The sequence below is a fragment of the Streptococcus sp. KHUD_015 genome, assembly GCF_051106265.1.
Classification (GTDB): Bacteria; Bacillota; Bacilli; order Lactobacillales; family Streptococcaceae; genus Streptococcus.
On sequence record NZ_CP193665.1, the window covers coordinates 721,255 to 745,770 of the forward strand.

The 24,516-nt window shown below is 40.0% G+C and carries 25 protein-coding genes and 1 pseudogene; 23 read left to right on the forward strand and 3 right to left on the reverse strand.

Features of this window, described 5'->3' with window-relative positions:
- Window positions 1-48: 48 nt before the first annotated feature.
- Entirely contained in the window at window positions 49-789 is a 741-nt protein-coding gene (locus tag ACORHU_RS03305; RefSeq protein ID WP_049535415.1) for a MerR family transcriptional regulator, read from the forward strand.
- 41 nt (window positions 790-830) lie between these two features.
- On the opposite strand, the gene ACORHU_RS03310 is transcribed toward ACORHU_RS03305, so the two are convergent.
- From ACORHU_RS03310 to ACORHU_RS03320, 3 genes are read right to left on the reverse strand one after another with little or no spacing between them, the layout of a single operon-like run.
- Entirely contained in the window at window positions 831-1,352 is a 522-nt protein-coding gene (locus tag ACORHU_RS03310; protein WP_049535414.1) for a DUF1697 domain-containing protein, read from the reverse strand.
- A gap of 48 nt (window positions 1,353-1,400) precedes the next feature.
- Window positions 1,401-2,573 (reverse strand): NAD(P)/FAD-dependent oxidoreductase, encoded by a 1,173-nt coding sequence (locus tag ACORHU_RS03315; protein ID WP_265476689.1) that lies wholly within the window; start codon window positions 2,571-2,573, stop codon window positions 1,401-1,403.
- A 57-nt stretch (window positions 2,574-2,630) separates the two neighbouring features.
- On the reverse strand, window positions 2,631-3,476 hold the full coding sequence (locus tag ACORHU_RS03320) for a DegV family protein (protein ID WP_434364776.1): 846 nt from the start codon (window positions 3,474-3,476) through the stop codon (window positions 2,631-2,633).
- A gap of 124 nt (window positions 3,477-3,600) precedes the next feature.
- On the opposite strand from ACORHU_RS03320, the gene ACORHU_RS03325 reads away from it, so the two are divergent.
- The 22 genes and pseudogenes from ACORHU_RS03325 (at window position 3,601) to aroB (ending at window position 24,507) form a co-directional block, all read left to right on the forward strand.
- Entirely contained in the window at window positions 3,601-4,158 is a 558-nt protein-coding gene (locus ACORHU_RS03325) for a TetR/AcrR family transcriptional regulator (protein ID WP_000004136.1), read from the forward strand.
- Window positions 4,159-4,176: 18 nt separating this feature from the next.
- Entirely contained in the window at window positions 4,177-4,644 is a 468-nt protein-coding gene (locus ACORHU_RS03330) for a deoxycytidylate deaminase (protein WP_000136973.1), read from the forward strand.
- Window positions 4,645-4,732: 88 nt separating this feature from the next.
- Window positions 4,733-5,362 carry a uracil phosphoribosyltransferase gene (gene upp, locus ACORHU_RS03335; RefSeq protein WP_000515974.1) on the forward strand — a complete coding sequence of 210 codons (630 nt, stop codon included), beginning with the start codon at window positions 4,733-4,735 and terminating at the stop codon, window positions 5,360-5,362.
- Between the two features lie 171 nt (window positions 5,363-5,533).
- Entirely contained in the window at window positions 5,534-6,124 is a 591-nt protein-coding gene (clpP, locus tag ACORHU_RS03340; protein WP_000613475.1) for an ATP-dependent Clp protease proteolytic subunit ClpP, read from the forward strand.
- 78 nt (window positions 6,125-6,202) lie between these two features.
- Window positions 6,203-6,490 carry a YlbG family protein gene (locus ACORHU_RS03345; RefSeq protein ID WP_285306008.1) on the forward strand — a complete coding sequence of 96 codons (288 nt, stop codon included), beginning with the start codon at window positions 6,203-6,205 and terminating at the stop codon, window positions 6,488-6,490.
- Window positions 6,491-6,556: 66 nt separating this feature from the next.
- On the forward strand, window positions 6,557-7,717 hold the full coding sequence (locus ACORHU_RS03350; RefSeq protein ID WP_033679953.1) for an ABC transporter substrate-binding protein: 1,161 nt from the start codon (window positions 6,557-6,559) through the stop codon (window positions 7,715-7,717).
- A 268-nt stretch (window positions 7,718-7,985) separates the two neighbouring features.
- Complete coding sequence (locus ACORHU_RS03355; protein ID WP_153195510.1) at window positions 7,986-8,855, forward strand: branched-chain amino acid ABC transporter permease; 870 nt, start codon at window positions 7,986-7,988, stop codon at window positions 8,853-8,855.
- Window positions 8,856-8,858: 3 nt separating this feature from the next.
- Window positions 8,859-9,815 (forward strand): branched-chain amino acid ABC transporter permease, encoded by a 957-nt coding sequence (locus tag ACORHU_RS03360; protein WP_434364783.1) that lies wholly within the window; start codon window positions 8,859-8,861, stop codon window positions 9,813-9,815.
- Window positions 9,815-10,579 (forward strand): ABC transporter ATP-binding protein, encoded by a 765-nt coding sequence (locus tag ACORHU_RS03365; RefSeq protein WP_001185997.1) that lies wholly within the window; start codon window positions 9,815-9,817, stop codon window positions 10,577-10,579. Before ACORHU_RS03360 ends, ACORHU_RS03365 begins: the two co-directional genes overlap by 1 nt.
- Window positions 10,579-11,289, forward strand: coding sequence for an ABC transporter ATP-binding protein (locus ACORHU_RS03370; RefSeq protein WP_414338147.1), 711 nt, complete (start codon window positions 10,579-10,581; stop codon window positions 11,287-11,289). Before ACORHU_RS03365 ends, ACORHU_RS03370 begins: the two co-directional genes overlap by 1 nt.
- 251 nt (window positions 11,290-11,540) lie before the next feature.
- On the forward strand, window positions 11,541-12,197 hold the full coding sequence (locus ACORHU_RS03375; RefSeq protein WP_033679950.1) for a CBS domain-containing protein: 657 nt from the start codon (window positions 11,541-11,543) through the stop codon (window positions 12,195-12,197).
- Between the two features lie 107 nt (window positions 12,198-12,304).
- Window positions 12,305-13,400 (forward strand): peptide chain release factor 2 gene (prfB, locus tag ACORHU_RS03380; protein ID WP_100207657.1). Its coding sequence is split into 2 segments (ribosomal slippage): window positions 12,305-12,376 and window positions 12,378-13,400, totalling 1,095 coding nucleotides; the frame shifts between segments, so codons are not numbered across the junction.
- Between the two features lie 17 nt (window positions 13,401-13,417).
- A complete protein-coding gene (gene ftsE / locus ACORHU_RS03385; RefSeq protein ID WP_000022265.1) occupies window positions 13,418-14,110 on the forward strand; it encodes a cell division ATP-binding protein FtsE in 693 nt (230 codons plus the stop codon).
- Window positions 14,103-15,029, forward strand: a complete 927-nt coding sequence (gene ftsX / locus ACORHU_RS03390) for a permease-like cell division protein FtsX (protein WP_033679949.1) — start codon at window positions 14,103-14,105, stop codon at window positions 15,027-15,029. The genes ftsE and ftsX overlap by 8 nt, the downstream gene beginning before the upstream one ends.
- A gap of 185 nt (window positions 15,030-15,214) precedes the next feature.
- Complete coding sequence (locus ACORHU_RS03395) at window positions 15,215-17,395, forward strand: PTS transporter subunit IIBC (RefSeq protein ID WP_434364788.1); 2,181 nt, start codon at window positions 15,215-15,217, stop codon at window positions 17,393-17,395.
- 51 nt (window positions 17,396-17,446) lie between these two features.
- On the forward strand, window positions 17,447-18,262 hold the full coding sequence (locus ACORHU_RS03400; RefSeq protein WP_261024364.1) for an endonuclease/exonuclease/phosphatase family protein: 816 nt from the start codon (window positions 17,447-17,449) through the stop codon (window positions 18,260-18,262).
- Between the two features lie 140 nt (window positions 18,263-18,402).
- A complete protein-coding gene (locus ACORHU_RS03405) occupies window positions 18,403-19,746 on the forward strand; it encodes a DEAD/DEAH box helicase (protein WP_434364790.1) in 1,344 nt (447 codons plus the stop codon).
- 187 nt (window positions 19,747-19,933) lie between these two features.
- A pseudogene (locus ACORHU_RS03410) lies at window positions 19,934-20,046 on the forward strand (IS200/IS605 family transposase); the annotation flags it as partial.
- A 693-nt stretch (window positions 20,047-20,739) separates the two neighbouring features.
- Window positions 20,740-21,903, forward strand: coding sequence for a class I SAM-dependent rRNA methyltransferase (locus tag ACORHU_RS03415; protein WP_434364792.1), 1,164 nt, complete (start codon window positions 20,740-20,742; stop codon window positions 21,901-21,903).
- Window positions 21,900-22,577: a type I 3-dehydroquinate dehydratase gene (gene aroD / locus ACORHU_RS03420; RefSeq protein ID WP_125450715.1), complete on the forward strand. Its 678-nt coding sequence runs from the start codon at window positions 21,900-21,902 to the stop codon at window positions 22,575-22,577. Before ACORHU_RS03415 ends, aroD begins: the two co-directional genes overlap by 4 nt.
- Window positions 22,567-23,421, forward strand: a complete 855-nt coding sequence (locus ACORHU_RS03425; protein ID WP_434364795.1) for a shikimate dehydrogenase — start codon at window positions 22,567-22,569, stop codon at window positions 23,419-23,421. Before aroD ends, ACORHU_RS03425 begins: the two co-directional genes overlap by 11 nt.
- Window positions 23,422-23,439: 18 nt before the next feature.
- Window positions 23,440-24,507 (forward strand): 3-dehydroquinate synthase, encoded by a 1,068-nt coding sequence (aroB, locus tag ACORHU_RS03430; protein WP_434364797.1) that lies wholly within the window; start codon window positions 23,440-23,442, stop codon window positions 24,505-24,507.
- Window positions 24,508-24,516: the final 9 nt, after the last annotated feature.

The following is a 24,516-nucleotide window of genomic DNA, read 5'->3' on the forward strand; positions in this document are numbered from 1 at the left end:
AGCTTCCTAGTTTGCTCTTTGATTTTCATTGAGTATAAGGAGGAAATCATGTACCATATAAAAGAAGCTGCGCAGTTTTCGGGCGTATCTGTCAAGACCCTGCACCACTACGACAAGATAGGACTTTTGGTTCCTTTAAAGTCGGAAAACGGTTATCGAACTTACAGTCAAAAGGATTTGGAACGCCTTCAGGTTATTCTTTATTACAAATATCTAGGTTTTTCTTTAGAAAAAATAGCAGAGCTATTAAAGGAAGAAAGGACAGATTTATTGCCTCATTTGACCAGGCAGTTGGACTATTTGACTCGAGAAAGGCAACATCTGGATACCTTGATTTCAACCTTGCAAAAAACCATTCAAGAACAAAAAGGAGAAAGAGAAATGAGCATTCAAGAGAAATTCGCTGGATTTAACTACCAAGACCATCAAAAATACCACCAAGAGGCGGTAGAGAAATATGGACAAGAAGTGATGGACCAAGCGCTCGAGCGCCAAAAAGGTCACGAAAACGAAGCTACGGCTGCCTTCAATCAAGTATTTCAAGCATTGGCACAAAATCTTCAAGCTGGTCTACCGACAACAGCGTCTGAAAACCAAGAAGAAGCAGGTAAACTCTTGCAAGCCATCCGTACTTATGGATTTGATTGTACTATTGAAGTATTCGGTTATATCGGTAAAGGCTACGTTTATAACCCAGAGTTTAAGGAAAACATTGACAAATTTGGACCTGGAACAGCCCAGTACACATCAGATGTGATTGCTCATTATGTCCAAATTCAGACAAAATAAAATCGGAGGAGTATTCTTCCGATTTTTATTAAATTCAAGCACTACTTGCTTAATAATTTTTCTACCACATTTAACTTTCGCATGGTCAGATCAACGCCGAACAGCTTTTCAAGATAGTTGGTATTAAGTTTTTTTCGTTTTGCAGTTCTAGGGAGATAGAGGTAGAGACAGTGGTTACCGACACAAATTTCTTCTTCGCCGTAATCAATTTTCAATTTTTCTAAAGGGAGACTTTGAATAGATTCTTGATAAAAAATCACGTGTATACGGTCATAAAGATAGTGTTCTCCAAACGGGTGTTCTTGGACAATTTTTTTAAAATCACTTTTGTTCTTGATTACCATTTTTAAATCAGCACCAATATTTTCATTTATTAGAGTATGGACACGTTCTCGTATTTTTTCTAAATCTAAGTCACTTTCAAGAATGATATTCCCACTTTGAATATAGGTTCGAACTTGTTGAAAACCAGCTTCTGTCAAGATATCTACTAGATAAGACATTTTAGGGATAGCATTTTTTCCATTAGGAGTAACTCCCCTTAACAAGATAATATGTTCCAAAGTAGTTCCTTTCTTTTGGGGCTGATTTAGCCATTGAAAAATTTAGATTTAGATTGGATTTGATCCCGCCACCCAGCCAGTGCAGAGGGCTGAAGTGATATTAAAACCACCCGTGTGAGCGTTGATATCCAGTACCTCGCCAGCAAAGTGGAGCCCAGGCATCAGCTTACTTTCAAGGGTTTTAGGGTTGATTTCCTTAAGACTGACGCCACCCTTGGTAACAAATGACTTGGCGAGGGACATTTTACCAGTCACAGGGATTTTGAGATTTTTGATAGACTGGAGCAGTTGTTCTTGTTCCTTTTCAGTCAGTTGTTTGACTTTGTCAGGATAGCCTTGCACAAAAAATTCTGCCAAGCGTTCTGGCAACAAGGTTCTTAAAGCATTTTTCAAGGATTTTTCCCGATTTTCTTCTAGAAATGTAGCCAAGTCCTTCTCAGAAAGTTGAGGCAAAACATCTAGCGAGAGAACCTCCCCACCCTTGACAAAACTTGACATACGCAGAGCAGCAGGACCTGACAAACCAAAGTGGGTAAAGAGTAGATCATGAGTGATGACATGCTTACCATAGCTTAGGGTCACATCGTCCAATGAAATTCCTTGCAAGGTCTTGTGTGGAAAATCTGTTAATAAAGGACTTTCAGCAGCCTCAAGCTCGGTGATGGTGTGCTTAAAATGACGAGCAATCTCGTGACCAAAACCAGTCGAACCAGTCGAAGGATAAGACTTACCACCTGTTGTGACAATGAGTTTCTCACAAGTGAAGGTTTGATCTGTGGACTTAAGGACAAACTGGTCATCTACCTTTTTAACCGAAACAATTTCGGTTTGAGTAGAAACTTGACCACCTAGCTCAGTGATTTTCTTTTCTAAGGCCTCGATAATGGTACGAGACTTGTCACTAGCAGGAAAGACGCGGCCGTGGTCTTCGACTTTAAGTTTAACACCATTTTCTGTAAAAAAGTTAATGATATCATGGTTATCAAACTGAGAGAAGACACTGTAAAGAAAGCGTCCGTTCCCAGGGATTCCAGCTAGTAGGTCATCTAGAGTTCCGTTGTTGGTTACATTGCAACGTCCCCCACCAGTCCCAGCTAATTTTTTTCCAAGTTTCCGATTTTTTTCGATGAGGAGAGTTTTCTGTCCATAAAAGCTACTGGAAATTGTAGCCATCATGCCAGCAGGTCCTCCACCGATGACAATAGTATCAAAATGTTTCATAGCTCTATTGTACCACAAAAAACAAGAGATGATGGTCACCTCTTGTCAAGAATGCAATTAATCAATTTCATACCCCATCAGCAAACCACCATCTTCTGCATAAAAACTGCAGAGACCAGATGTTGGGAGAATTTTAATATCCGCATGTGGGAAGGTTTCACGGATTCGCTCTGAAAGCTGTTGACAACATTTTTCGTTATTGCGTTGGGCCATGATAATACGGCCACCAGCATATCCAGCTTTAATGATTTCATCATAGGCAGCTTGAACTGATTTCTTTGGACCTCGTGCTTTTTGTAGCAATTCAAGGGTTCCAGTTTCACTAGCTTCTCCGACCATACGAATGTTGAGAAGGCCAACAACTGTACCGATGAGCTTGCTCAAACGGCCGTTTTTCACCAAGTTATCGACTTTGGCTAGGACAAAGAGTAACTTGGTTTTTTCTTGATAGGTAGTGACAGCTTCAACCACTTCTTCAAAAGATAAGCCCTGGTCAATCAAGTCATTTAATTTTTCTACGAGTAGGTCAACCTCACCACCAGCAGACAAACTATCAATCACATGAATCTTAGTATCAGGATGGTCTTCCAGATAAATATTCTTGGCCAGTTGAGCACTATTGTGACTACCAGAAAGAGTACCAGTTATGGTTACGAGGAAAATGTTTTTGGCTCCTTCAAATGCTCGTAAATAATCATCTGGGCTTGGACAAGCTGATTTTGAAGCTTCTGCGGTTGCATACATGGTTTCCATCATTTGGTCAATGTTAAGACTAGCATCATCAACAAAGACCTGATCAGCTACTTGAATGGTTAAGGGGACACTCACAAAGGTTGTATCAATTGCTGGTGTCTCCAGCTGACGATAATCACAACCAGAGTCAGCAATAATCTTCCAAGTCATAGAAATTCTCCATCTTTGTCAGTTATACATTGACAAAGGTTCTGTCTTTTTTTACAATTATATCATGAAAACCCTTGAAACAAAAGCTTCATCCGTCTGTTGTGACAAGTAGAAAGAAAATGTTATGTCTGAACGTAGAATCTCCGAAAAGTCTCTTGAAAATCTCAGAAAATCAAACCAAGAATCCAATTTATTAACCAGAGAAGCCATCGAAACAGCCCTCTTGCAACTCTTGGAAAAAAAGGACTTGACCAAGATTAGTATTTCTGAATTGGTCAAACGTGCAGGTGTTTCGCGTGCGGCCTTTTATCGCAATTATGATTCCAAAGAGGAAATTTTAGAGAGCGTCTTTAAACGAACTGTCCACAATATCATGGAACAGCTGCATCATTACGATTTAAAGACAGACCTCTATTTGGTCTGGGTTCACCTTTTCCGAGAAGCAAGAAAAGAAGCCAGAGTGATTCAATTGGCCTTAGATTACCATTTGGAAAAAATCTTTGTCCAAGCCATGCAGGAATTTCTAGAAAAATACCATGGGAAATCAAAAGGTGTCAGCTCTTATCTTCATTCCTTCTGGAGTTCGGCCATCGTCTCAGTCCTACTAAAATGGATCAAGGATGGCATGAAAGTACCTGCTGAAAAGATTGCGGATTTACGGTTACCATTTTTTAAAAAATAGAGAAAAAGGAGAAAAGAGATGACTGAAAAAAGACTAGCCTGGGATGAGTACTTTGCAGCCCAAGCCCTACTAATTGCCAATCGTTCCACTTGTAAACGTGCCAAAGTGGGCGCAATTCTAGTTAAGGATAATAAGGTGATTTCCACTGGTTACAATGGTTCAGTTTCAGGTACCGAGCATTGTATTGACCACGAATGTTTGGTTATTGAAGGCCACTGTGTTCGCACCCTTCACGCTGAGGTCAATGCTATCCTTCAAGGTGCAGAACGTGGTGTTCCTAAAGGCTTTACAGCCTATGTGACCCATTTTCCTTGTCTCAACTGTACAAAACAATTGCTTCAGGTCGGCTGCAAGCGCGTGGTTTATATCAACCAGTACAGAATGGACGACTATGCCCAATACCTTTACCAAGAAAAGGGAACAGAATTAACCCATTTACCACTTGAGACAGTACAGGCAGCTCTTAAAGAGGCAGATTTAATGTAAAAATTATCAAAAATAAATGGTTTAGAAAGATTTTTAAACCGTTTTTTGGTATAATAAGAAGAATAAATTGAAAGAAGGAATTCCAAAAATGGGAAAAATTGAAGTTATTAATCACCCGCTGATTCAACACAAATTGTCCATCTTGCGTCGTACAGATACTTCTACAAAAGCTTTTCGTGAGCTAGTAGATGAGATTGCAATGTTGATGGGGTATGAAGTACTTCGTGATCTTCCACTAGAAGATGTGGAAATCGAAACACCAATTACAAAAACAGTTCAAAAACAATTGGCAGGTAAGAAATTGGCCATCGTTCCAATCTTGCGTGCTGGTATCGGGATGGTTGATGGACTCTTGAGCTTGGTTCCAGCTGCTAAGGTTGGTCACATCGGTATGTACCGTGATGAAGAAACGCTTCAACCAGTTGAGTACTTGGTGAAATTGCCTGAAGATATTGACCAACGTCAAATTTTTGTAGTAGACCCAATGTTGGCAACAGGTGGCTCAGCAATCTTGGCTGTTGATTCTCTTAAAAAACGTGGCGCATCAAATATCAAATTTGTCTGCCTTGTATCAGCACCAGAAGGTGTAAAAGCTCTTCAAGAAGCTCATCCAGATGTAGAAATCTTTACAGCAGCCTTGGATGAACGTTTGAACGAACACGGTTATATCGTTCCAGGTCTTGGAGATGCTGGAGACCGCTTGTTCGGTACAAAATAAAATTAAAAAGAGATTGACTTTGAAAAGGATTTCCAGTCGTGAAAGGAGGTTGAATTTTTGTTTCTGTCTAATGAAAACAGAGCAAAAATTTGACCTTTTTTGACCAAGATATTATAATAGTCTTATCTTCAGTCATTTGACCAACAAAATAAAACTCAAAAGGAGAAATAAATGATTCCTGTAGTTATTGAACAAACAAGCCGTGGAGAACGTTCTTACGATATTTATTCACGTCTTCTCAAAGACCGCATCATTATGCTGACAGGTCCAGTTGAAGACAATATGGCCAACTCTGTTATTGCCCAATTGCTTTTCTTGGATGCCCAAGACAGCACAAAAGATATTTACCTTTATGTAAACACACCTGGGGGTTCCGTTTCAGCTGGTTTGGCAATAGTTGATACCATGAACTTTATCAAGGCAGATGTCCAAACCATTGTTATGGGAATGGCCGCATCTATGGGGACGGTCATTGCATCAAGTGGAGCAAAAGGAAAACGTTTCATGCTTCCAAATGCTGAATACATGATCCACCAACCAATGGGTGGTACAGGTGGTGGTACTCAACAAACCGATATGGCGATTGCTGCAGAACACTTGCTTAAAACTCGTAACACTTTGGAAAAAATCTTGGCTGAAAATTCAGGTCAGTCAATCGAAAAAGTTCACGCAGATGCAGAGAGAGATAACTGGATGAGTGCCCAAGAAACACTTGAATATGGCTTCATTGATGAAATCATGGCCAACAATTCATTGAACTAATGATTAAAGAAGGCAAACTCGACTGGGTTTGCTTTTTTTGGTATAATAGGGGGAGATTTCTTAGAAAGAGGATTTATCATGTTTGAAAAAGTAAATCGATCTGGCTTGATTATCTATCTTTACTATAATCGAGATGCAAAAAAACTGCAGGATTATGGAGATATTACCTATCATTCCAAGAAACATCGTTACTTACAACTCTATGTTCCAACAGAGAATCTAGAGAACGTAGTTGAGAGATTAGGTAAGGAAAGATTTATCAAAAAAGTTAGAGCTTGTCATATTCAAGAGCTGGAAACACCCTTTGTGGGCAATCTTTATCGAGAGGAAAACGTTATCATCGAAAAAGTTCAAGAAAAGTGTTGACAATTTTCTGATAATTCGGTATATTCTTAACATGCTATTTATTTAAGAAATAAGGAGTCAAAAAAGATGAAGAAAAAATTTGCCCTATCGTTTGTGGCGCTTGCAAGTGTAGCACTTCTTGCAGCCTGTGGAGAAGTGAAGTCTGGAGCAGTCAACACTGCTGGTAACTCAGTAGAGGAAAAGACAATCAAAATCGGATTTAACTTTGAAGAAACTGGTGCCGTAGCAGCCTACGGGACATCTGAACAAAAAGGTGCTCAACTTGCTGTTGATGAAATCAATGCAGCAGGTGGTATCGACGGAAAACAAATCGAAGTAGTCGATAAAGATAACAAGTCTGAAACAGCAGAGGCTGCTTCAGTAACAACTAACCTTGTAACCCAATCTAAGGTATCAGCAATCGTAGGACCTGCGACATCTGGTGCAACTGCAGCTGCGGTAGCGAACGCTACAAAAGCAGGTGTTCCATTGATTTCGCCAAGTGCGACTCAAGATGGGTTGACTAAAGGTCAAGATTACCTCTTTATCGGAACTTTCCAAGATAGCTTCCAAGGAAAAATTATCTCAAACTATGTTTCTGATAAATTAAACGCTAAGAAAGTTGTTCTATACACTGACAACGCCAGCGACTATGCTAAAGGGATTGCCAAAGCCTTCCGTGAAGCTTACAAAGGTGAAATCGTTGCAGATGAAACTTTCGTAGCAGGTGATACAGACTTCCAAGCAGCCCTTACAAAAATGAAAGGGAAAGACTTTGATGCCATTGTTGTTCCTGGTTACTACACTGAAGCTGGTAAAATTGTAAACCAAGCGCGTGGTATGGGAATTGACAAGCCAATCGTTGGTGGTGATGGATTCAACGGTGAAGAGTTTGTACAACAAGCAACTCCTGAAAAAGCATCAAACATCTACTTTATCTCAGGCTTCTCAACTACTGTAGAAGTTTCAGCTAAAGCAAAAGCCTTCCTTGATGCTTACCGTGCTAAGTACAACGAAGAGCCTTCAACATTTGCAGCCTTGGCTTATGATTCAGTTCACCTTGTAGCAAACGCAGCAAAAGGCGCTAAAAATTCAGGTGAAATCAAAGATAATCTTGCTAAAACAAAAGACTTTGAAGGTGTAACTGGTCAAACAAGCTTCGATGCAGACCACAACACAGTCAAAACTGCTTACATGATGACCATGAACAATGGTAAGGTTGAAGCAGCAGAAGTTGTAAAACCATAATAGAAAAATGATGAAATAGGGAATGAGCCTCGGACTCACTCCCTGTTTCGATGTTTAGTACTCTTCGAAAATCAAATTCAAACCGCGTCAACGTCGCCTTGGATTATATATGTGAATGACTTCGTCAGTCTTATCTACAACCTCAAAGCAGTGCTTTGAGCAACCTGCGGCTAGTTTTCTAGTTTGCTCTTTGATTTTCATTGAGTATAAGAACCTATCAAAAAGTGAGGGAAAACCCTCAAAATTATAAATAGAAAGAGTGAATTTTATGCTCCAACAACTAGTAAATGGTTTGATTCTAGGTAGTATTTACGCGCTGTTAGCCCTAGGATATACCATGGTTTACGGAATTATCAAGCTCATCAACTTTGCCCACGGTGATATTTATATGATGGGAGCCTTTATCGGTTATTTCTTGATTAATTCTTTTCAAATGAATTTCTTTGTAGCGCTTATTGTAGCGATGCTAGCGACAGCCATTCTTGGTGTCGTGATTGAGTTCCTTGCTTATCGACCTTTACGCCACTCTACTCGTATTGCTGTTTTGATTACAGCTATTGGAGTTTCCTTCCTACTGGAGTATGGTATGGTCTATTTGTTTGGTGCCAATACTCGTGCCTTCCCTCAAGCGATTCAAACAGTTCGCTATGATTTGGGACCAGTTAGCCTAACAAACGTGCAGTTAATGATTTTGGCTATTTCCTTGATTTTGATGATTTTGTTACAAGTTATTGTTCAAAAGACAAAGATGGGGAAAGCCATGCGTGCAGTATCTGTAGATAGCGATGCGGCGCAATTGATGGGGATCAATGTAAACCGTACTATCAGCTTTACCTTTGCTTTGGGTTCTGCTCTTGCGGGTGCGGCTGGTGTTCTGATTGCTCTTTATTATAACTCTCTTGAGCCTTTGATGGGGGTTACTCCAGGTCTTAAGTCATTCGTTGCCGCAGTACTTGGTGGTATTGGAATTATTCCTGGTGCTGCTCTTGGTGGTTTTGTGATTGGTCTATTGGAAACTTTTGCGACAGCCTTTGGAATGTCAGACTTCCGTGATGCCATTGTTTATGGAATCTTGTTGTTGATCTTGATTGTCCGCCCAGCTGGTATCCTTGGTAAAAATGTGAAAGAGAAGGTGTAAACGATGAAAGAAAATTTAAAAGTTAATATTCTATGGTTACTCCTTTTGTTAGCTGGCTATGGCTTGATTAGTGTACTGGTCTCAGTCGGAGTACTCAATCTATTCTATGTACAGATTTTACAACAAATTGGAATTAATATTATTTTGGCTGTTGGCCTTAACTTAATCGTTGGTTTTTCAGGACAATTTTCACTTGGACATGCTGGTTTCATGGCTATTGGTGCCTATGCAGCAGCTATTATTGGTTCTAAATCACCAACCTACGGTGCCTTCTTTGGAGCTATGCTTGTAGGGGCTTTGATTTCAGGAGCAGTTGCCTTGCTTGTCGGAATTCCAACCTTGCGTTTGAAGGGTGACTATCTTGCGGTAGCGACTCTAGGTGTTTCTGAAATTATTCGTATCTTTATCATCAATGACGGAAGCCTTACAAATGGTGCGGCAGGTATCTTGGGAATTCCTAACTTTACAACTTGGCAAATGGTATACTTCTTTGTTGTGATTACAACCATTGCAACATTGAACTTCTTGCGTAGCCCGATTGGTCGATCAACCCTATCCGTTCGTGAGGATGAAATCGCTGCTGAGTCAGTTGGGGTTAATACGACTAAAATTAAAATTATTGCTTTTGTCTTTGGTGCTATTACTGCAAGTATTGCAGGGTCACTTCAGGCAGGATTTATCGGCTCTGTTGTACCGAAAGATTACACCTTCATCAACTCGATCAACGTTTTGATTATTGTTGTATTTGGTGGACTTGGTTCCATTACGGGTGCGATCGTTTCAGCTATTGTCCTTGGAATTTTGAATATGCTTCTCCAAGATGTTGCTAGCGTACGTATGATTATCTACGCTTTGGCCTTGGTATTGGTAATGATTTTCAGACCAGGTGGACTCCTTGGAACATGGGAATTGAGCCTATCACGTTTCTTTAAAAAATCTAAGAAGGAGGAACAAAACTAATGGCATTACTTGAAGTAAAACAGTTAACCAAACATTTTGGCGGTCTAACAGCTGTTGGAGATGTGACTCTTGAATTGAACGAAGGGGAATTGGTTGGACTAATCGGTCCAAACGGAGCTGGGAAAACCACTCTTTTCAACCTCTTGACGGGTGTTTATGAACCGAGTGAGGGAACTGTTACCCTTGATGGTCACCTTTTAAATGGGAAGTCACCTTATAAGATTGCTTCTTTGGGACTTGGACGTACTTTCCAAAATATCCGTCTCTTTAAAGATTTAACCGTTTTGGACAATGTTTTGATTGCCTTTGGAAACCATCATAAACAACATGTTTTTGCTAGTTTCTTACGCCTACCAGCTTTTTACAAGAGTGAAAAAGAATTAAAGGCTAAAGCTTTAGAATTGCTGAAAATCTTTGATTTAGATGGAGATGCAGAAACTCTTGCTAAAAACCTTGCCTACGGACAACAACGTCGTTTGGAAATTGTTCGTGCCCTCGCTACGGAACCTAAAATTCTCTTTTTGGATGAACCAGCCGCAGGTATGAACCCACAGGAAACAGCTGAATTGACTGAGTTAATTCGTCGCATCAAAGATGAATTTAAAATTACGATTATGTTGATTGAACATGATATGAATCTGGTCATGGAAGTAACAGAACGTATCTACGTACTTGAATACGGTCGCTTGATTGCTCAGGGAACTCCGGACGAAATTAAGACCAATAAACGCGTTATCGAAGCTTATCTAGGAGGTGAAGCCTAATGTCTATGTTAAAAGTTGATAATCTTTCTGTGCATTACGGCATGATCCAAGCAGTCCGTGATGTAAGCTTTGAAGTTAATGAAGGAGAAGTTGTTTCCCTTATCGGTGCCAATGGTGCAGGTAAGACAACCATTCTCCGTACCTTGTCAGGTCTGGTTCGACCAAGCTCAGGAAAGATTGAATTTTTAGGTCAAGAAATCCAAAAAATGCCAGCTCAGAAAATCGTGGCAGGTGGACTCTCACAAGTACCAGAAGGACGCCACGTCTTCCCTGGATTGACTGTTATGGAAAATCTTGAAATGGGAGCTTTCTTAAAGAAAAATCGTGATGAAAATCAAGCTAACTTGAAGAAGGTTTTCTCACGCTTTCCTCGTCTTGAAGAACGGAAGAACCAAGATGCAGCCACTCTTTCAGGAGGGGAACAACAAATGCTTGCCATGGGACGCGCCCTTATGTCAACACCTAAACTTCTTCTTTTAGATGAGCCATCAATGGGACTTGCCCCAATCTTTATCCAAGAAATTTTTGATATCATTCAAGATATCCAGAAACAAGGAACAACCGTCCTCTTGATTGAACAAAATGCCAATAAAGCACTCGCAATCTCTGACCGAGGCTATGTACTGGAAACAGGAAAAATCGTCCTATCCGGAACAGGAAAAGAACTCGCCTCATCAGAAGAAGTCAGAAAAGCATATCTAGGTGGCTAAAAAGGTCCGGGGGACCTTTTTAGTCGGTAGATTGAGATTGCAAACAAATCTGCATCTACATTAAAAGCTTAATTTCTAATAATTAAAAAATCGAATGAAAGGTATCTTACCTTCATTCATAGAGCTCGATTTTAGAGCTCTTTTTGCTAGCTTATTCATACTTTTCTGAATTTTGAAAAAGAAATGTAAGCGTTTGATAGATTTACAAAAAGATTGTATAATAGGGATAAGAATAGAAAAGGAGAAGTCTCATGGCAGTTAAAGATTTTATGACCCGCAAGGTAGTGTATATTAGTCCAGATACAACAGTATCTCATGCAGCAGATTTGATGAGAGAGCAAGGGTTGCACCGCTTGCCTGTTATCGAAAATGATCAATTGGTTGGTTTGGTAACTGAGGGAACCATTGCTCAAGCTAGTCCATCAAAAGCCACAAGTCTTTCTATCTATGAGATGAACTATCTTCTGAATAAGACCAAAGTAAAAGATGTCATGATTCGTGATGTTGTCACTGTTTCAGGTTATGCTAGTCTAGAAGATGCAACTTATCTGATGCTGAAAAACAAGATTGGTATTCTTCCTGTAGTAGATAACCATCAAGTATACGGAGTTATTACTGACCGTGATGTTTTCCAAGCCTTTCTTGAAATTGCTGGTTATGGTGAAGAAGGAATTCGAGTGCGCTTTGTTACAGAAGATGAAGTTGGTGTTCTCGGAAAGATTGTTTCTTTGATTGTAGAAGAAAATTTGAATATCTCCCATACCGTAAATATTCCACGCAAGGATGGTAAGGTGATTATCGAAGTTCAAATCGATGGATCAGTTGATTTGACAGCCTTAAAGCAAAAATTTGAAGCTGAAAATATTCAAGTAGAAGAGATTAGTCGTACTTCTGCTAAAATTTTGTAAGCATGGAAGCCGAAAGGCTTCTTTTTTCATGAAAGGGAGATTAGAGCAAAAGATGGAAAGAAATGATAGAATATGGTATAATAAAACGATACAAAAAAGGAGTATTTATGGACATTTCAGTAATTCGTCAGAAAATTGACGCAAATCGTGAAAAATTAGCTTCTTTCAGGGGGTCTCTTTGACCTAGAGGGTCTAGAGGAAGAGATTGCCATCTTGGAAAACAAGATGACAGAACCTGATTTTTGGAACGATAATATCGCGGCCCAAAAAACGTCGCAAGAATTAAATGAATTAAAAAACACCTATAACACTTTCCACAAAATGGAAGAGTTGCAGGATGAAGTCGAAATTTTATTGGACTTCTTAGCAGAAGACGAGTCGGTTCAAGAAGAACTGGTAACGCAGTTGTCAGAACTTGATAAGATGATGACCAGCTATGAGATGACTCTACTCTTGTCAGAACCTTATGACCATAATAATGCCATCTTGGAAATCCATCCAGGATCCGGTGGTACAGAGGCTCAAGACTGGGGTGATATGTTACTTCGTATGTACACTCGCTATGGAAATGCTAAAGGCTTTAAAGTGGAAGTATTGGATTACCAAGCAGGAGATGAAGCTGGTATTAAGTCGGTAACTTTATCATTTGAAGGGCCTAATGCCTATGGTCTTCTTAAGTCAGAAATGGGTGTTCATCGCTTGGTACGAATCTCACCATTTGACTCTGCCAAACGTCGCCATACATCTTTTACATCTGTAGAAGTGATGCCAGAATTGGATGATACTATTGAAGTGGAAATCCGTGAAGATGATATCAAGATGGACACCTTCCGTTCAGGTGGTGCTGGTGGACAGAACGTCAATAAAGTTTCAACAGGTGTGCGTTTGACACACATTCCTACGGGAACTGTCGTCCAGTCAACGGTCGATCGTACCCAATATGGAAATAGAGATCGTGCCATGAAGATGTTGCAGGCTAAGCTCTATCAAATGGAGCAAGAAAAGAAAGCTGCGGAGGTTGATTCCCTCAAGGGTGAGAAAAAGGAAATCACATGGGGAAGCCAAATCCGTTCTTATGTTTTCACGCCATATACTATGGTAAAAGATCACCGAACTAGCTTTGAGGTTGCTCAGGTAGATAAGGTTATGGATGGAGACCTAGATGGTTTTATCGATGCCTATCTCAAGTGGCGCATCAGTTAAGATAGAAAGGAACTCACATGTCAATCATTGAAATGAGAGATGTCGTCAAAAAATACGACAACGGAACGACTGCCCTACGCGGTGTTTCGGTCAGCGTTCAACCGGGGGAATTTGCTTACATCGTAGGTCCTTCAGGAGCAGGAAAATCAACCTTTATTCGTTCTCTATATCGTGAAGTAAAAATCGATAAAGGAAGCCTATCAGTTGCTGGTTTTAATCTGGTTAAGATTAAAAAGAAAGATGTCCCGCTTCTCCGTCGTAGTGTTGGGGTTGTCTTCCAGGATTATAAACTCTTGCCAAAGAAAACTGTCTATGAAAATATTGCTTACGCTATGGAAGTAATTGGTGAAAATCGCCGTAATATCAAAAAACGGGTGATGGAAGTTTTGGACTTGGTTGGACTGAAGCATAAGGTTCGTTCTTTTCCAAATGAGCTCTCAGGTGGGGAGCAACAGCGGATTGCGATTGCGCGTGCTATTGTAAACAATCCAAAAGTACTGATAGCCGATGAACCAACAGGAAACTTGGACCCGGATAATTCATGGGAAATTATGAATCTCTTGGAACGGATTAACCTACAAGGAACAACTATTTTGATGGCGACTCATAATAGCCAGATTGTAAATACCTTGCGCCACCGTGTCATTGCCATTGAAAATGGTCGTGTCGTTCGTGACGAATCAAAAGGAGAGTATGGATACGATGATTAGTAGATTTTTTCGCCATTTATTTGAATCACTAAAAAGTTTGAAACGAAATGGTTGGATGACAGTGGCTGCTGTCAGCTCAGTCATGATTACGTTAACCTTGGTGGCAATATTTGCTTCTGTTATTTTCAATACAGCGAAACTAGCTACAGATATTGAAAATAATGTCCGAGTGATGGTTTACATTCGTAAGGACGTAGCTGATAATAGTGAGACTATTGAAAAAGAAGGTCAAACTGTTACCAATAATGACTACCACAAGGTATACAATGCCTTGAAGGGGATGTCTACAGTTAAGAGTGTTACTTTTTCAAGTAAAGAAGAACAATATGAAAAATTAACCGAGACAATGGGGGACAACTGGAAAATCTTTGAAGGTGACGCTAATCCTCTCTATGATGCCTATATCGTTGATACAAATACACCAAGTGATGTTCAAAAAGTAGCTGAAGAAGCTAAGAAAATTGAAGGTGTGTCAGAAGTCCAAGATGGTGGAGCCAACACACAACGTCTGTTCCAACTTGCTTCCTTCATTCGTGTTTGGGGATTAGTCATAGCAGGACTCTTGATTTTCATTGCAGTCTTCTTGATTTCTAATACCATTCGTATTACCATTATTTCTCGCAGTCGCGAAATTCAAATTATGCGCTTGGTTGGTGCTAAGAATAGCTATATCCGAGGACCATTCCTCCTTGAGGGTGCTTTCATCGGATTACTTGGAGCAACAATTCCATCAGCTTTAGTATTCGTTGTTTATCAAATGGTTTACCAATCGGTTAATAAGTCATTAGTAGGTCAAAATCTTTCTATGATTTCACCAGAAGTATTTAGTCCACTGATGATTGTCCTCTTGTTTGTTATTGGAATTTTTATTGGTTCAATTGGATCAGGAATTTCAATGCGCCGATTCTTAAAAATTTAAATTTGAATAGATGTATATTTGAGGAGATTTTAATATCTCCTCTTTTACTACAAAAATTTTAGAAAAAAGTCTACTTTTTTCTATAAAAGCCTTTACAAAAAAAATTAAAGTGGTATAATTAATACATAGTTAAGTGCAAACGTTTTCGTAAAACGTTTGCCTAAATAAAAATAAAGGAGATTTGAATGATGAAAGATACATTCAAAAATGTCTTGTCTTTCGAATTTTGGCAAAAATTCGGTAAGGCTTTGATGGTGGTTATCGCCGTTATGCCGGCTGCTGGTTTGATGATTTCAATCGGTAAGTCGCTTGTGATGATTAACCCAACCTTTGCACCACTTGTAGTTACAGGTGGAATTCTTGAGCAAATTGGTTGGGGGGTTATCGGTAACCTTCACATTTTGTTTGCCCTAGCAATTGGAGGAAGCTGGGCTAAAGAACGTGCTGGTGGTGCTTTCGCCGCTGGTCTTGCCTTCATCTTGATTAACCGTATCACTGGTACAATCTTTGGTGTATCAGGAGATATGTTGAAAAATCCAGATGCTATGGTCACAACTCTCTTTGGTGGTTCAATCAAAGTTGCTGATTACTTCATTAGTGTTCTTGAAGCTCCAGCATTGAACATGGGTGTGTTTGTAGGGATTATCTCAGGTTTTGTAGGGGCAACTGCTTACAATAAATACTACAACTTCCGTAAACTTCCTGATGCACTTTCATTCTTCAACGGGAAACGTTTCGTACCATTTGTAGTTATTCTTCGTTCAGCAATCGCTGCAATTCTACTTGCTGCCTTCTGGCCAGTAGTTCAAACAGGTATCAATAGCTTTGGTATCTGGATTGCCAACTCACAAGAAACTGCTCCAATCCTTGCACCATTCTTGTATGGTACTTTGGAACGTTTGCTCTTGCCATTTGGTCTTCACCATATGTTGACTATCCCAATGAACTACACAGCTCTTGGTGGTACTTATGACATTTTAACTGGTGCAGCTAAAGGTACTCAAGTATTTGGTCAAGACCCACTATGGCTTGCATGGGTAACAGACCTTGTTAACCTTAAAGGTACAGATGCAAGTCACTACCAACAATTGTTAGATACTGTTCACCCAGCTCGTTTCAAAGTTGGACAAATGATCGGTTCATTCGGTATCTTGATGGGTATGATCGTTGCTATCTACCGTAATGTCGATGCTGATAAGAAACATCAATATAAAGGTATGATGATTGCGACAGCTCTTGCAACATTCTTGACAGGGGTTACTGAACCAATCGAATACATGTTCATGTTTGTAGCAACACCTATGTATCTTGTTTACTCACTTGTTCAAGGTGCTGCCTTCGCTATGGCTGACGTAGTAAACCTACGTGTCCACTCATTCGGTTCAATTGAATTCTTGACTCGTACACCACTAGCAATTAATGCTGGTATTGGTATGGATATCGTTAACTTTATCTGGGTAACTGTTCTCTTTGCCGTAATCATGTACTTTATCGCAAACTTCATGATTCAAAAATTCAACTACGCAACTCCAGGACGTAACGGAAATTACGAAACTGCTGAAGGTTCAGAAGAAGCTAGTAGCGAAGTGAAAGTTGCAGCAGGCTCTCAAGCTGTAAACATTATTAACCTTCTTGGTGGACGTGCAAACATCGTTGATGTTGATGCATGTATGACTCGTCTTCGTGTAACTGTAAAAGATGCTGACAAAGTCGGTGATGCAGAACAATGGAAAGCAGAAGGAGCTATGGGTCTTGTCATGAAAGGACAAGGAGTTCAAGCTATCTACGGTCCAAAAGCAGACGTATTGAAATCTGATATCCAAGATATCCTTGATTCAGGTGAAATCATTCCTGAAACTCTTCCAAGCCAAATGACTGAAGCACAACAAAACACTGTTCACTTCAAAGGTCTTACTGAGGAAGTTTACTCAGTAGCAGACGGTCAAGTTGTTGCTTTGGAACAAGTAAAAGATCCAGTATTTGCTCAAAAAATGATGGGTGATGGATTTGCAGTAGAACCTGCAAATGGAAACATTGTATCTCCAGTTTCAGGTACTGTATCAAGCATCTTCCCAACAAAACATGCTCTTGGTATTGTGACTGAACCAGGTCTTGAAGTATTGGTTCACATTGGTTTGGACACAGTAAGTCTTGAAGGTAAACCATTTACAGTTCATGTTGCTGAAGGACAAAAAGTTGCAGCAGGAGATCTTCTTGTCACAGCTGACTTGGATGCTATCCGTGCAGCAGGACGTGAAACTTCAACAGTAGTTGTCTTCACAAATGGTGATGCAATTAAATCAGTTAAATTAGAAAAAACAGGTTCTCTTGCAGCTAAAACAGCAGTTGCTAAAGTAGAATTGTAATATACTTGAGGTTGGAAGCTGTATTCCAACCTCTTATTTTGGGAGAAAAGAATGAAATTTTTAACACTCAATACTCACAGTTGGATGGAGAAAGAAGCAGAGGAAAAATTCCAGATTTTGCTTGAGGATATTCTTGAAAAAGACTATGATTTGATTTGTTTCCAAGAAATCAATCAGGAGATCACTTCGCCAGTGGTGGAGGTTAATGACCTTTATCAAGCTTTGCCAGCAGCTGAGCCTATTCACCAAGACCATTATGTTAGACTTTTGGTTGAAAAGTTGTCAGAGCAAGGGAAAGATTACTACTGGACTTGGGCCTATAACCATATTGGTTATGACCGCTACCATGAAGGTGTGGCTATCTTGTCTAAAACACCTATTGAAGCAAGAGAAATTTTGGTTTCAGATGTGGATGATCCAACAGACTATCATACTCGCCGTGTCGCCCTGGCTGAAACTGTAGTTGATGGCAAGGACCTTGCAGTTGCCAGTGTCCACCTTTCTTGGTGGGATAAAGGTTTCCAAGAAGAATGGGCGCGATTTGAGGCTGTCTTGAAAGAATTGAACAAGCCACTTTTGCTGGCTGGAGATTTCAACAATCCAGCAGGTCAGGAAGGTTACCAAGCTATTTTAGCTAGTCCATTAGGCTTACAAGACGCATTTGAAGTTGCTCAAGATAAAAGTGGTAGCTATACTGTTCCACCAGAAATTGATGGATGGAAGGGGAACACTGAACCCCTTCGAATCGACTATGTTTTTACTACCAAGGAGTTAGCGGTGGAAAAATTACATGTCGTATTTGATGGTAACAAGAGTCCACAAGTTAGTGATCACTATGGCTTGAATGCTACTTTAAACTGGAAATAATGACTGAAAAGAGGTTGGAATTATAAAATTCTAGCCTTTTTCTGACTAGAAAAGCTACAGGAAATAGCCTAAATAAGTGAGACTACTGAAATGGAATAAAATATGGTATAATTGGTAAGATAGATAGAATCGAGGATATTATGTCATTTACGAAATTTCAATTTAAAAACTATATTAGAGAAGCCTTGGAGGAGTTAAAATTTACAACTCCTACAGAGGTGCAAGATAAGTTGATTCCGATTGTTTTGTCAGGTCGTGACCTAGTAGGAGAATCAAAAACAGGTTCAGGTAAGACTCATACTTTCTTGTTACCGATTTTCCAGCAATTAGATGAAGCTAGTGATAGTGTACAGGCAGTGATTACTGCACCGAGTCGTGAGTTGGCTACTCAAATTTACCAAGCAGCCCGTCAGATTTCAGCTCACTCAGATGTCGAAGTTCGTGTGGTTAATTATGTGGGTGGTACGGATAAGGCTCGTCAGATTGAGAAATTGGCAAGCAATCAGCCTCATATTGTTATTGGAACACCAGGCCGTATCTACGACTTGGTTAAATCCGGTGATTTGGCTATTCACAAGGCTAAGACCTTTGTGGTCGATGAGGCAGACATGACCTTGGATATGGGATTCTTGGAAACTGTTGATAAGATTGCTGCCAGCCTTCCAAAAGACCTGCAATTCATGGTCTTCTCAGCGACTATTCCACAAAAACTACAACCATTCTTGAAAAAATACTTGTCAAATCCTGTTATGGAGAAAATCAAGACCAAAACGGTTATTTCTGACACTATTGATAATTGGTTGATTTCAACCAAGGGACGTGACAAGAATGCTCAAATTTATCAATTGACTCAGTTGATGCAGCCTTATTTGGCAATGATTTTTGTTAACACTAAAACACGTGCTGATGAATTGCATGCATACCTGACTGCTCAAGGATTGAAGGTAGCGAAGATTCATGGAGATATTGCCCCTCGTGAACGTAAGCGAATCATGAATCAGGTGAAAAATCTGGATTTTGAGTACATTGTCGCAACAGACTTGGCAGCGCGTGGAATTGACATTGAAGGTGTCAGTCATGTCATCAATGATGCCATTCCGCAAGACCTATCCTTCTTCGTGCACCGTGTTGGTCGTACCGGACGCAATGGCTTACCAGGCACAGCTATTACCCTTTATCAGCCAAGTGATGACTCGGATATCCGTGAGTTGGAGAAATTGGGAATCAAGTTTATTCCTAAGATGGTCAAAGACGGGGAATTTCAAGATACCTATGACCGTGATCGTCGTGCCAACCGTGAGAAAAAACAAGATAAACTTGATATCGAAATGATTGGTTTGGTTAAAAAGAAAAAGAAAAAAGTCAAACCAGGTTATAAGAAAAAAATTCAATGGGCGGTTGATGAAAAGCGCCGTAAAACCAAGCGTGCTGAAAATCGCGCTCGAGGTCGTGCAGATCGTAAAGCAAAACGCCAAACGTTTTAATAGCAATTGTTGGAGTGCTGAGCTCCAACTTTTTTAATTATGTGATTTGCAGTCCGTCTCGCTCAATTAGGTGCGAGACAAAAAAACCACCCGCTATGCGGGTGTGCGTCGAAGGTTATACCAAAAAAACTCCAAACGCGATACAATAAAGGTGTTAAAGCCAATTGTAAAGCGAAAGGAGAAAAATATGGCACAAAAGGCTCATAGTTTATCGCACACAAAGTGGCACTTTTCTATCACATTGTGTTCACCTCTAAGTATAAACGAAAAATCATCTATAATCAATATCGAAGTAGCTTATCACATTCGAATCACAAAAAAATTTAAAAGAATGGCAATATTTGTTAACAAGGCTTTCATATTTTGTTATAATATAGTTTTAAATGATTAAGATTGGTAATCAAAAATATAAGGAGGAATATTTTGAATAAGAAATATAATATAGTTCTATTATTGTTGTTTATAGTTTATTTATTTGGATATTTTTCAATTTCAAAAACGTTAATTCCTATAATGTGTGTGATCGAAGTATTTTTGATAGAACATATATTTAAAGTTCGAAATAGAATGATGCAAATAGGTGAAATTTTAATTATTGTTGCTTCTATAATATTATTTATTGATAGTATATTGAGTTTGTAACAAAAGGCTTTTCTATAAAATCAAATTTTCCAGATACCTGCTGAAGCTGATTTATTTCTTCATCTTTCTTCTACCTTTGTCACTAAATTTGACAGACACATATTGTAGGTACAACATCTCTACCTATAATCTCAAAGTTAAACTGAGGTTAGTTTCTTAGTTTGCTCTTTGATTTTCATTGATAAGAAGAAATGCTCCTCCAAGACGGAAGAGCATCTTTTATTGTGATTCTCACACAATTACTTCCTAAGTTTTTATTAGTATTAGTATAGCATTTTTTAAAACTAGAGTAACAAAGCAAGGGTAGTTTCTTTTTTGAGAATTGTCATAAAATTTGCTATAATAGGGATTATGAATAAAATAAGAGTCAGTAAACGGGTTGAAAAAAAGCTTTCCAAGGGGCTTGTTTTACTAGAAGCCAGTGACCTTGCAGATGTTCATCTCAAGGATCAGGAAGTAGAAGTCCATAGTCAAGAAGGAACCTTTCTTGGAACTGCCTACCTTTCTCAGCAAAACAAGGGCTTGGGCTGGTTTGTTAGTAAGGACAAGGTGGCCTTCAATCAAGCTTTCTTTGAAACGCTGTTTAGAAAAGCCAAAGAAAAGAGAAAAGCCTACTATCAAGATGATTTGACAACTGCCTTTCGTCTCTTCAACCAAGAGGGGGATGGCTTCGGGGGTCTAACAGTGGACCTGTATGGCGACTATGTCGTCTTTTCTTGGTATAACTCTTATGTTTATCAGATTCGCAAGATTATCTCGGAAGCCTTTAGACAGGTTTTTCCTGAGGTTTTAGGGACCTATGAGAAGATCCGTTTTAAGGGTTTAGACTATGAATCTGCCCATGTTTATGGTCAAGAAGCACCTGAATTTTTCACTGTTTTGGAAAATGGTGTCCTGTATCAAGTCTTTATGAATGATGGCTTGATGACAGGGATTTTCCTAGACCAGCATGAAGTTCGCGGTAGTTTAGTGGATGGATTGGCTATGGGTAAATCCTTGCTCAATATGTTTTCTTATACAGCAGCCTTTTCAGTAGCTGCGGCCATGGGAGGATCTAGCCAGACAACTTCTGTTGACCTAGCCAAACGTTCACGAGAATTGTCTCAAGCGCATTTTCAGGCAAATGGAATCAGCACAGACGACCATCGTTTTATAGTCATGGATGTCTTTGAATATTTCAAATATGCCAAACGAAAAGGCTTGACCTACGATGTGATTGTCTTAGATCCGCCTAGTTTCGCTCGGAACAAAAAACAAACGTTCTCTGTGGCCAAGGATTATCACAAGTTAATATCCCAGAGTCTTGAGATTTTAAATCCTGGAGGGATTATTATTGCTAGTACCAATGCTGCCAATGTTTCCCGCCAGAAATTTACAGAACAAATTGATAAAGGCTTTGCAGGAAGAAGTTACCAGATTTTAAACAAATACGGTCTTCCAGCAGATTTCGCCTATAACAAAAAAGATGAAAGTAGTAATTACCTCAAGGTGATTAGTATGAAGGTTAGTAAATGAAATTAATCGTTTCAGTAATGCCAAGAAGTTTAGAGGAGGCCCAGGCCCTGGATGCCACGAGGTACCTGGATGCCGACATCATTGAATGGCGTGCCGACTATCTGCCTAAAGAAGCGATTTTGCAGGTAGCTCCAGCTATTTTTGAAAAATTCGCAGGCCGTGAGTTGGTTTTCACGCTGCGAACTCGTTCTGAAGGGGGAGAAATTGATCTTTCTCCAGAAGAATATATCCATCTGATCAAGGAAGTGGCGCAACTCTATCAACCAGACTATATTGATTTTGAGTACTTTAGCTACAAGGATGTTTTTGAGGAAATGCTGGACTTCCCGAATCTCATTTTGAGTTACCACAATTTCCAAGAAACACCTGAAAACATGATGGAAATCTTGTCAGAGTTGACGAGCCTAAATCCAAAACTTGTTAAGGTTGCGGTGATGGCTCACACGGAGCAGGATGTGCTAGACTTGATGAACTATACACGAGGCTTTAAAACCCTCAATCCTGAGCAGGAATATGTAACTATTTCTATGGGAAAGGTGGGTAAGGTCTCTCGTATCACTGCAGATGTGACTGGTTCTAGCTGGTCCTTTGCTAGTCTAGATGAGGCTAGTGCCCCAGGTCAGATTTCCCTAGCTAATATGAAAAAAATCAGGGAGATTTTGGATGAAGCTTGATGGCTATACGCGTTTAGCAGCAGTTGTTGCCAATCCAATTAAGCATTCTATTTCCCCCTTTATCCACAATAGGGCCTTTGAAGCGACAGCTACCAATGGTGCTTACGTGGCTTGGGAGATTGAAGTGGCTGACTTGGAAGCCACAGTGGCCAATATTCGTCGCTACCAGATGTTTGGCATCAATCTGTCCATGCCCTATAAGGAGCAGGTGATTCCTTATTTGGATGAGCTGAGCGATGAAGCGCGCTTGATTGGTGCGGTTAATACGGTTGTCAATGAGAATGGCAATTTAATTGGATATAATACAGATGGCAAGGGATTTTTTAAGAGCTTGCCTTCTTTTACAATTTCAGGTAAGAAGATGACCCTGCTGGGTGCAGGTGGTGCGGCTAAATCCATTCTGGCGCAAGCTATTTTGGATGGTGTCAGTCAGATTTCTGTCTTTGTTCGTTTCGTTTCTATGGAAAAAACAAGACCTTACCTAGACAAGTTACAGGAGCAAACAGGCTTTAAAGTGGACTTGTATGCTTTAGAAGATGTTCCTGAACTGCAAGCAAGGATTGCTGAGTCGGATTTACTTGTCAATGCGACAAGTGTAGGGATGGATGGTCAATCATCTCCAGTTCCTGAAAGCATAGTTTTACCGGAAACTCTCTTAGTGGCTGATATCATTTATCAACCCTTTGAAACACCATTTTTGAAATGGGCTAGAAGTCAGGGCAATCCAGCGATCAATGGGCTGGGAATGTTGCTCTATCAAGCTGCAGAAGCTTTTCAACTGTGGACAGGAAAGGAAATGCCGACGGAAGAGATTTGGCAGTCCTTAACAGAAAAATACCAATAAAGAAAAGGAGATTCTCCTATGAAAATCAGAATCGATATTCCTCACCATCCTTATGATATTCAGATTGAAAAAGGTTGTCTGGCTCAGACTGGTCAATGGTTGCAAGAACTCTGGCAACCACAAAAAGTGGTTATCGTAACAGACAACCATGTAGCTTCTCTTTATGCAGAGAAGGTCAAGCTCAGCCTAGAAGATGCTGGTTTTCAGGTAGCGGTATTTGACTTTTTGGAAGGGGAAGAAAGAAAGAATTTAACCACTGTCCAGAAAGTCTATGAATTTTTAGTCAAGCAAGGTTTGACTCGTAGCGATGGAATCGTGGCTCTCGGTGGCGGTGTCGTTGGGGACTTGGCTGGCTTTGTGGCCTCTACCTATATGCGGGGTATTCATTTTGTTCAGATTCCGACCAGTTTAACTGCCCAGGTGGATTCGTCTATCGGTGGAAAGACTGGTGTCAACACTCCCTTTGCTAAAAATATGGTGGGGACCTTTGCCCAACCAGATGGGGTTCTGATTGATCCGCTTGTTCTTGAAACCCTCGGAAAAAGAGAGTTGATTGAAGGGATGGGCGAGGTTATCAAGTATGGCTTGATTGAGGATGTGGAACTCTGGAATCTTTTGACGGAGTTGGATGGTTCTGTGGAGAGCATTTTGGAGCATGCAGAGACCTTGATTGAACATTCTTGTCAGGTCAAGCGCAAGATGGTGGTTGAGGATGAGTTGGACAATGGTGTTCGTCTTTACCTCAATTTTGGCCATACTATTGGCCATGCCATTGAAGCAACTGCCGGTTATGGAAAAGTCATGCATGGTGAAGCTGTGGCCATGGGAATGGTACAGATTTCCAAGGTTGCTGAGGAAAAAGGCCTCATGCCAGCTGGCATAACTCAGTCTATTACAGAGATGTGTCAGAAATTTGGCTTGCCTGTTGACTATGAAAACTGGGATGTTGATAAGCTTTATCAAGCTCTTACTCATGACAAAAAAGCGCGTGGCAATACCTTGAAATTGGTCTTGGTGCCAGAGTTTGGCTCAGCGACCATTCACCCAGTTTCTCTGGAAGAGATGAAAGACTACTTGGTAAAATAAGGAGAGTGT

Bases quoted from the DNA above. Each gene is read 5' to 3' on its own strand.
- ACORHU_RS03305 (WP_049535415.1), top strand. From the start codon at position 49: ATGTACCATATAAAAGAAGCTGCGCAGTTTTCGGGCGTATCTGTCAAG.
- ACORHU_RS03315 (WP_265476689.1), bottom strand. From the start codon at position 2,573: ATGAAACATTTTGATACTATTGTCATCGGTGGAGGACCTGCTGGCATG.
- ACORHU_RS03320 (WP_434364776.1), bottom strand. From the start codon at position 3,476: ATGACTTGGAAGATTATTGCTGACTCTGGTTGTGATTATCGTCAGCTG.
- ACORHU_RS03325 (WP_000004136.1), top strand. From the start codon at position 3,601: ATGTCTGAACGTAGAATCTCCGAAAAGTCTCTTGAAAATCTCAGAAAA.
- ACORHU_RS03330 (WP_000136973.1), top strand. From the start codon at position 4,177: ATGACTGAAAAAAGACTAGCCTGGGATGAGTACTTTGCAGCCCAAGCC.
- upp (WP_000515974.1), top strand. From the start codon at position 4,733: ATGGGAAAAATTGAAGTTATTAATCACCCGCTGATTCAACACAAATTG.
- clpP (WP_000613475.1), top strand. From the start codon at position 5,534: ATGATTCCTGTAGTTATTGAACAAACAAGCCGTGGAGAACGTTCTTAC.
- ACORHU_RS03345 (WP_285306008.1), top strand. From the start codon at position 6,203: ATGTTTGAAAAAGTAAATCGATCTGGCTTGATTATCTATCTTTACTAT.
- ACORHU_RS03350 (WP_033679953.1), top strand. From the start codon at position 6,557: ATGAAGAAAAAATTTGCCCTATCGTTTGTGGCGCTTGCAAGTGTAGCA.
- ACORHU_RS03355 (WP_153195510.1), top strand. From the start codon at position 7,986: ATGCTCCAACAACTAGTAAATGGTTTGATTCTAGGTAGTATTTACGCG.
- ACORHU_RS03360 (WP_434364783.1), top strand. From the start codon at position 8,859: ATGAAAGAAAATTTAAAAGTTAATATTCTATGGTTACTCCTTTTGTTA.
- ACORHU_RS03365 (WP_001185997.1), top strand. From the start codon at position 9,815: ATGGCATTACTTGAAGTAAAACAGTTAACCAAACATTTTGGCGGTCTA.
- ACORHU_RS03370 (WP_414338147.1), top strand. From the start codon at position 10,579: ATGTCTATGTTAAAAGTTGATAATCTTTCTGTGCATTACGGCATGATC.
- ACORHU_RS03375 (WP_033679950.1), top strand. From the start codon at position 11,541: ATGGCAGTTAAAGATTTTATGACCCGCAAGGTAGTGTATATTAGTCCA.
- ftsE (WP_000022265.1), top strand. From the start codon at position 13,418: ATGTCAATCATTGAAATGAGAGATGTCGTCAAAAAATACGACAACGGA.
- ftsX (WP_033679949.1), top strand. From the start codon at position 14,103: ATGATTAGTAGATTTTTTCGCCATTTATTTGAATCACTAAAAAGTTTG.
- ACORHU_RS03395 (WP_434364788.1), top strand. From the start codon at position 15,215: ATGATGAAAGATACATTCAAAAATGTCTTGTCTTTCGAATTTTGGCAA.
- ACORHU_RS03400 (WP_261024364.1), top strand. From the start codon at position 17,447: ATGAAATTTTTAACACTCAATACTCACAGTTGGATGGAGAAAGAAGCA.
- ACORHU_RS03405 (WP_434364790.1), top strand. From the start codon at position 18,403: ATGTCATTTACGAAATTTCAATTTAAAAACTATATTAGAGAAGCCTTG.
- ACORHU_RS03415 (WP_434364792.1), top strand. From the start codon at position 20,740: ATGAATAAAATAAGAGTCAGTAAACGGGTTGAAAAAAAGCTTTCCAAG.
- aroD (WP_125450715.1), top strand. From the start codon at position 21,900: ATGAAATTAATCGTTTCAGTAATGCCAAGAAGTTTAGAGGAGGCCCAG.
- ACORHU_RS03425 (WP_434364795.1), top strand. From the start codon at position 22,567: ATGAAGCTTGATGGCTATACGCGTTTAGCAGCAGTTGTTGCCAATCCA.
- aroB (WP_434364797.1), top strand. From the start codon at position 23,440: ATGAAAATCAGAATCGATATTCCTCACCATCCTTATGATATTCAGATT.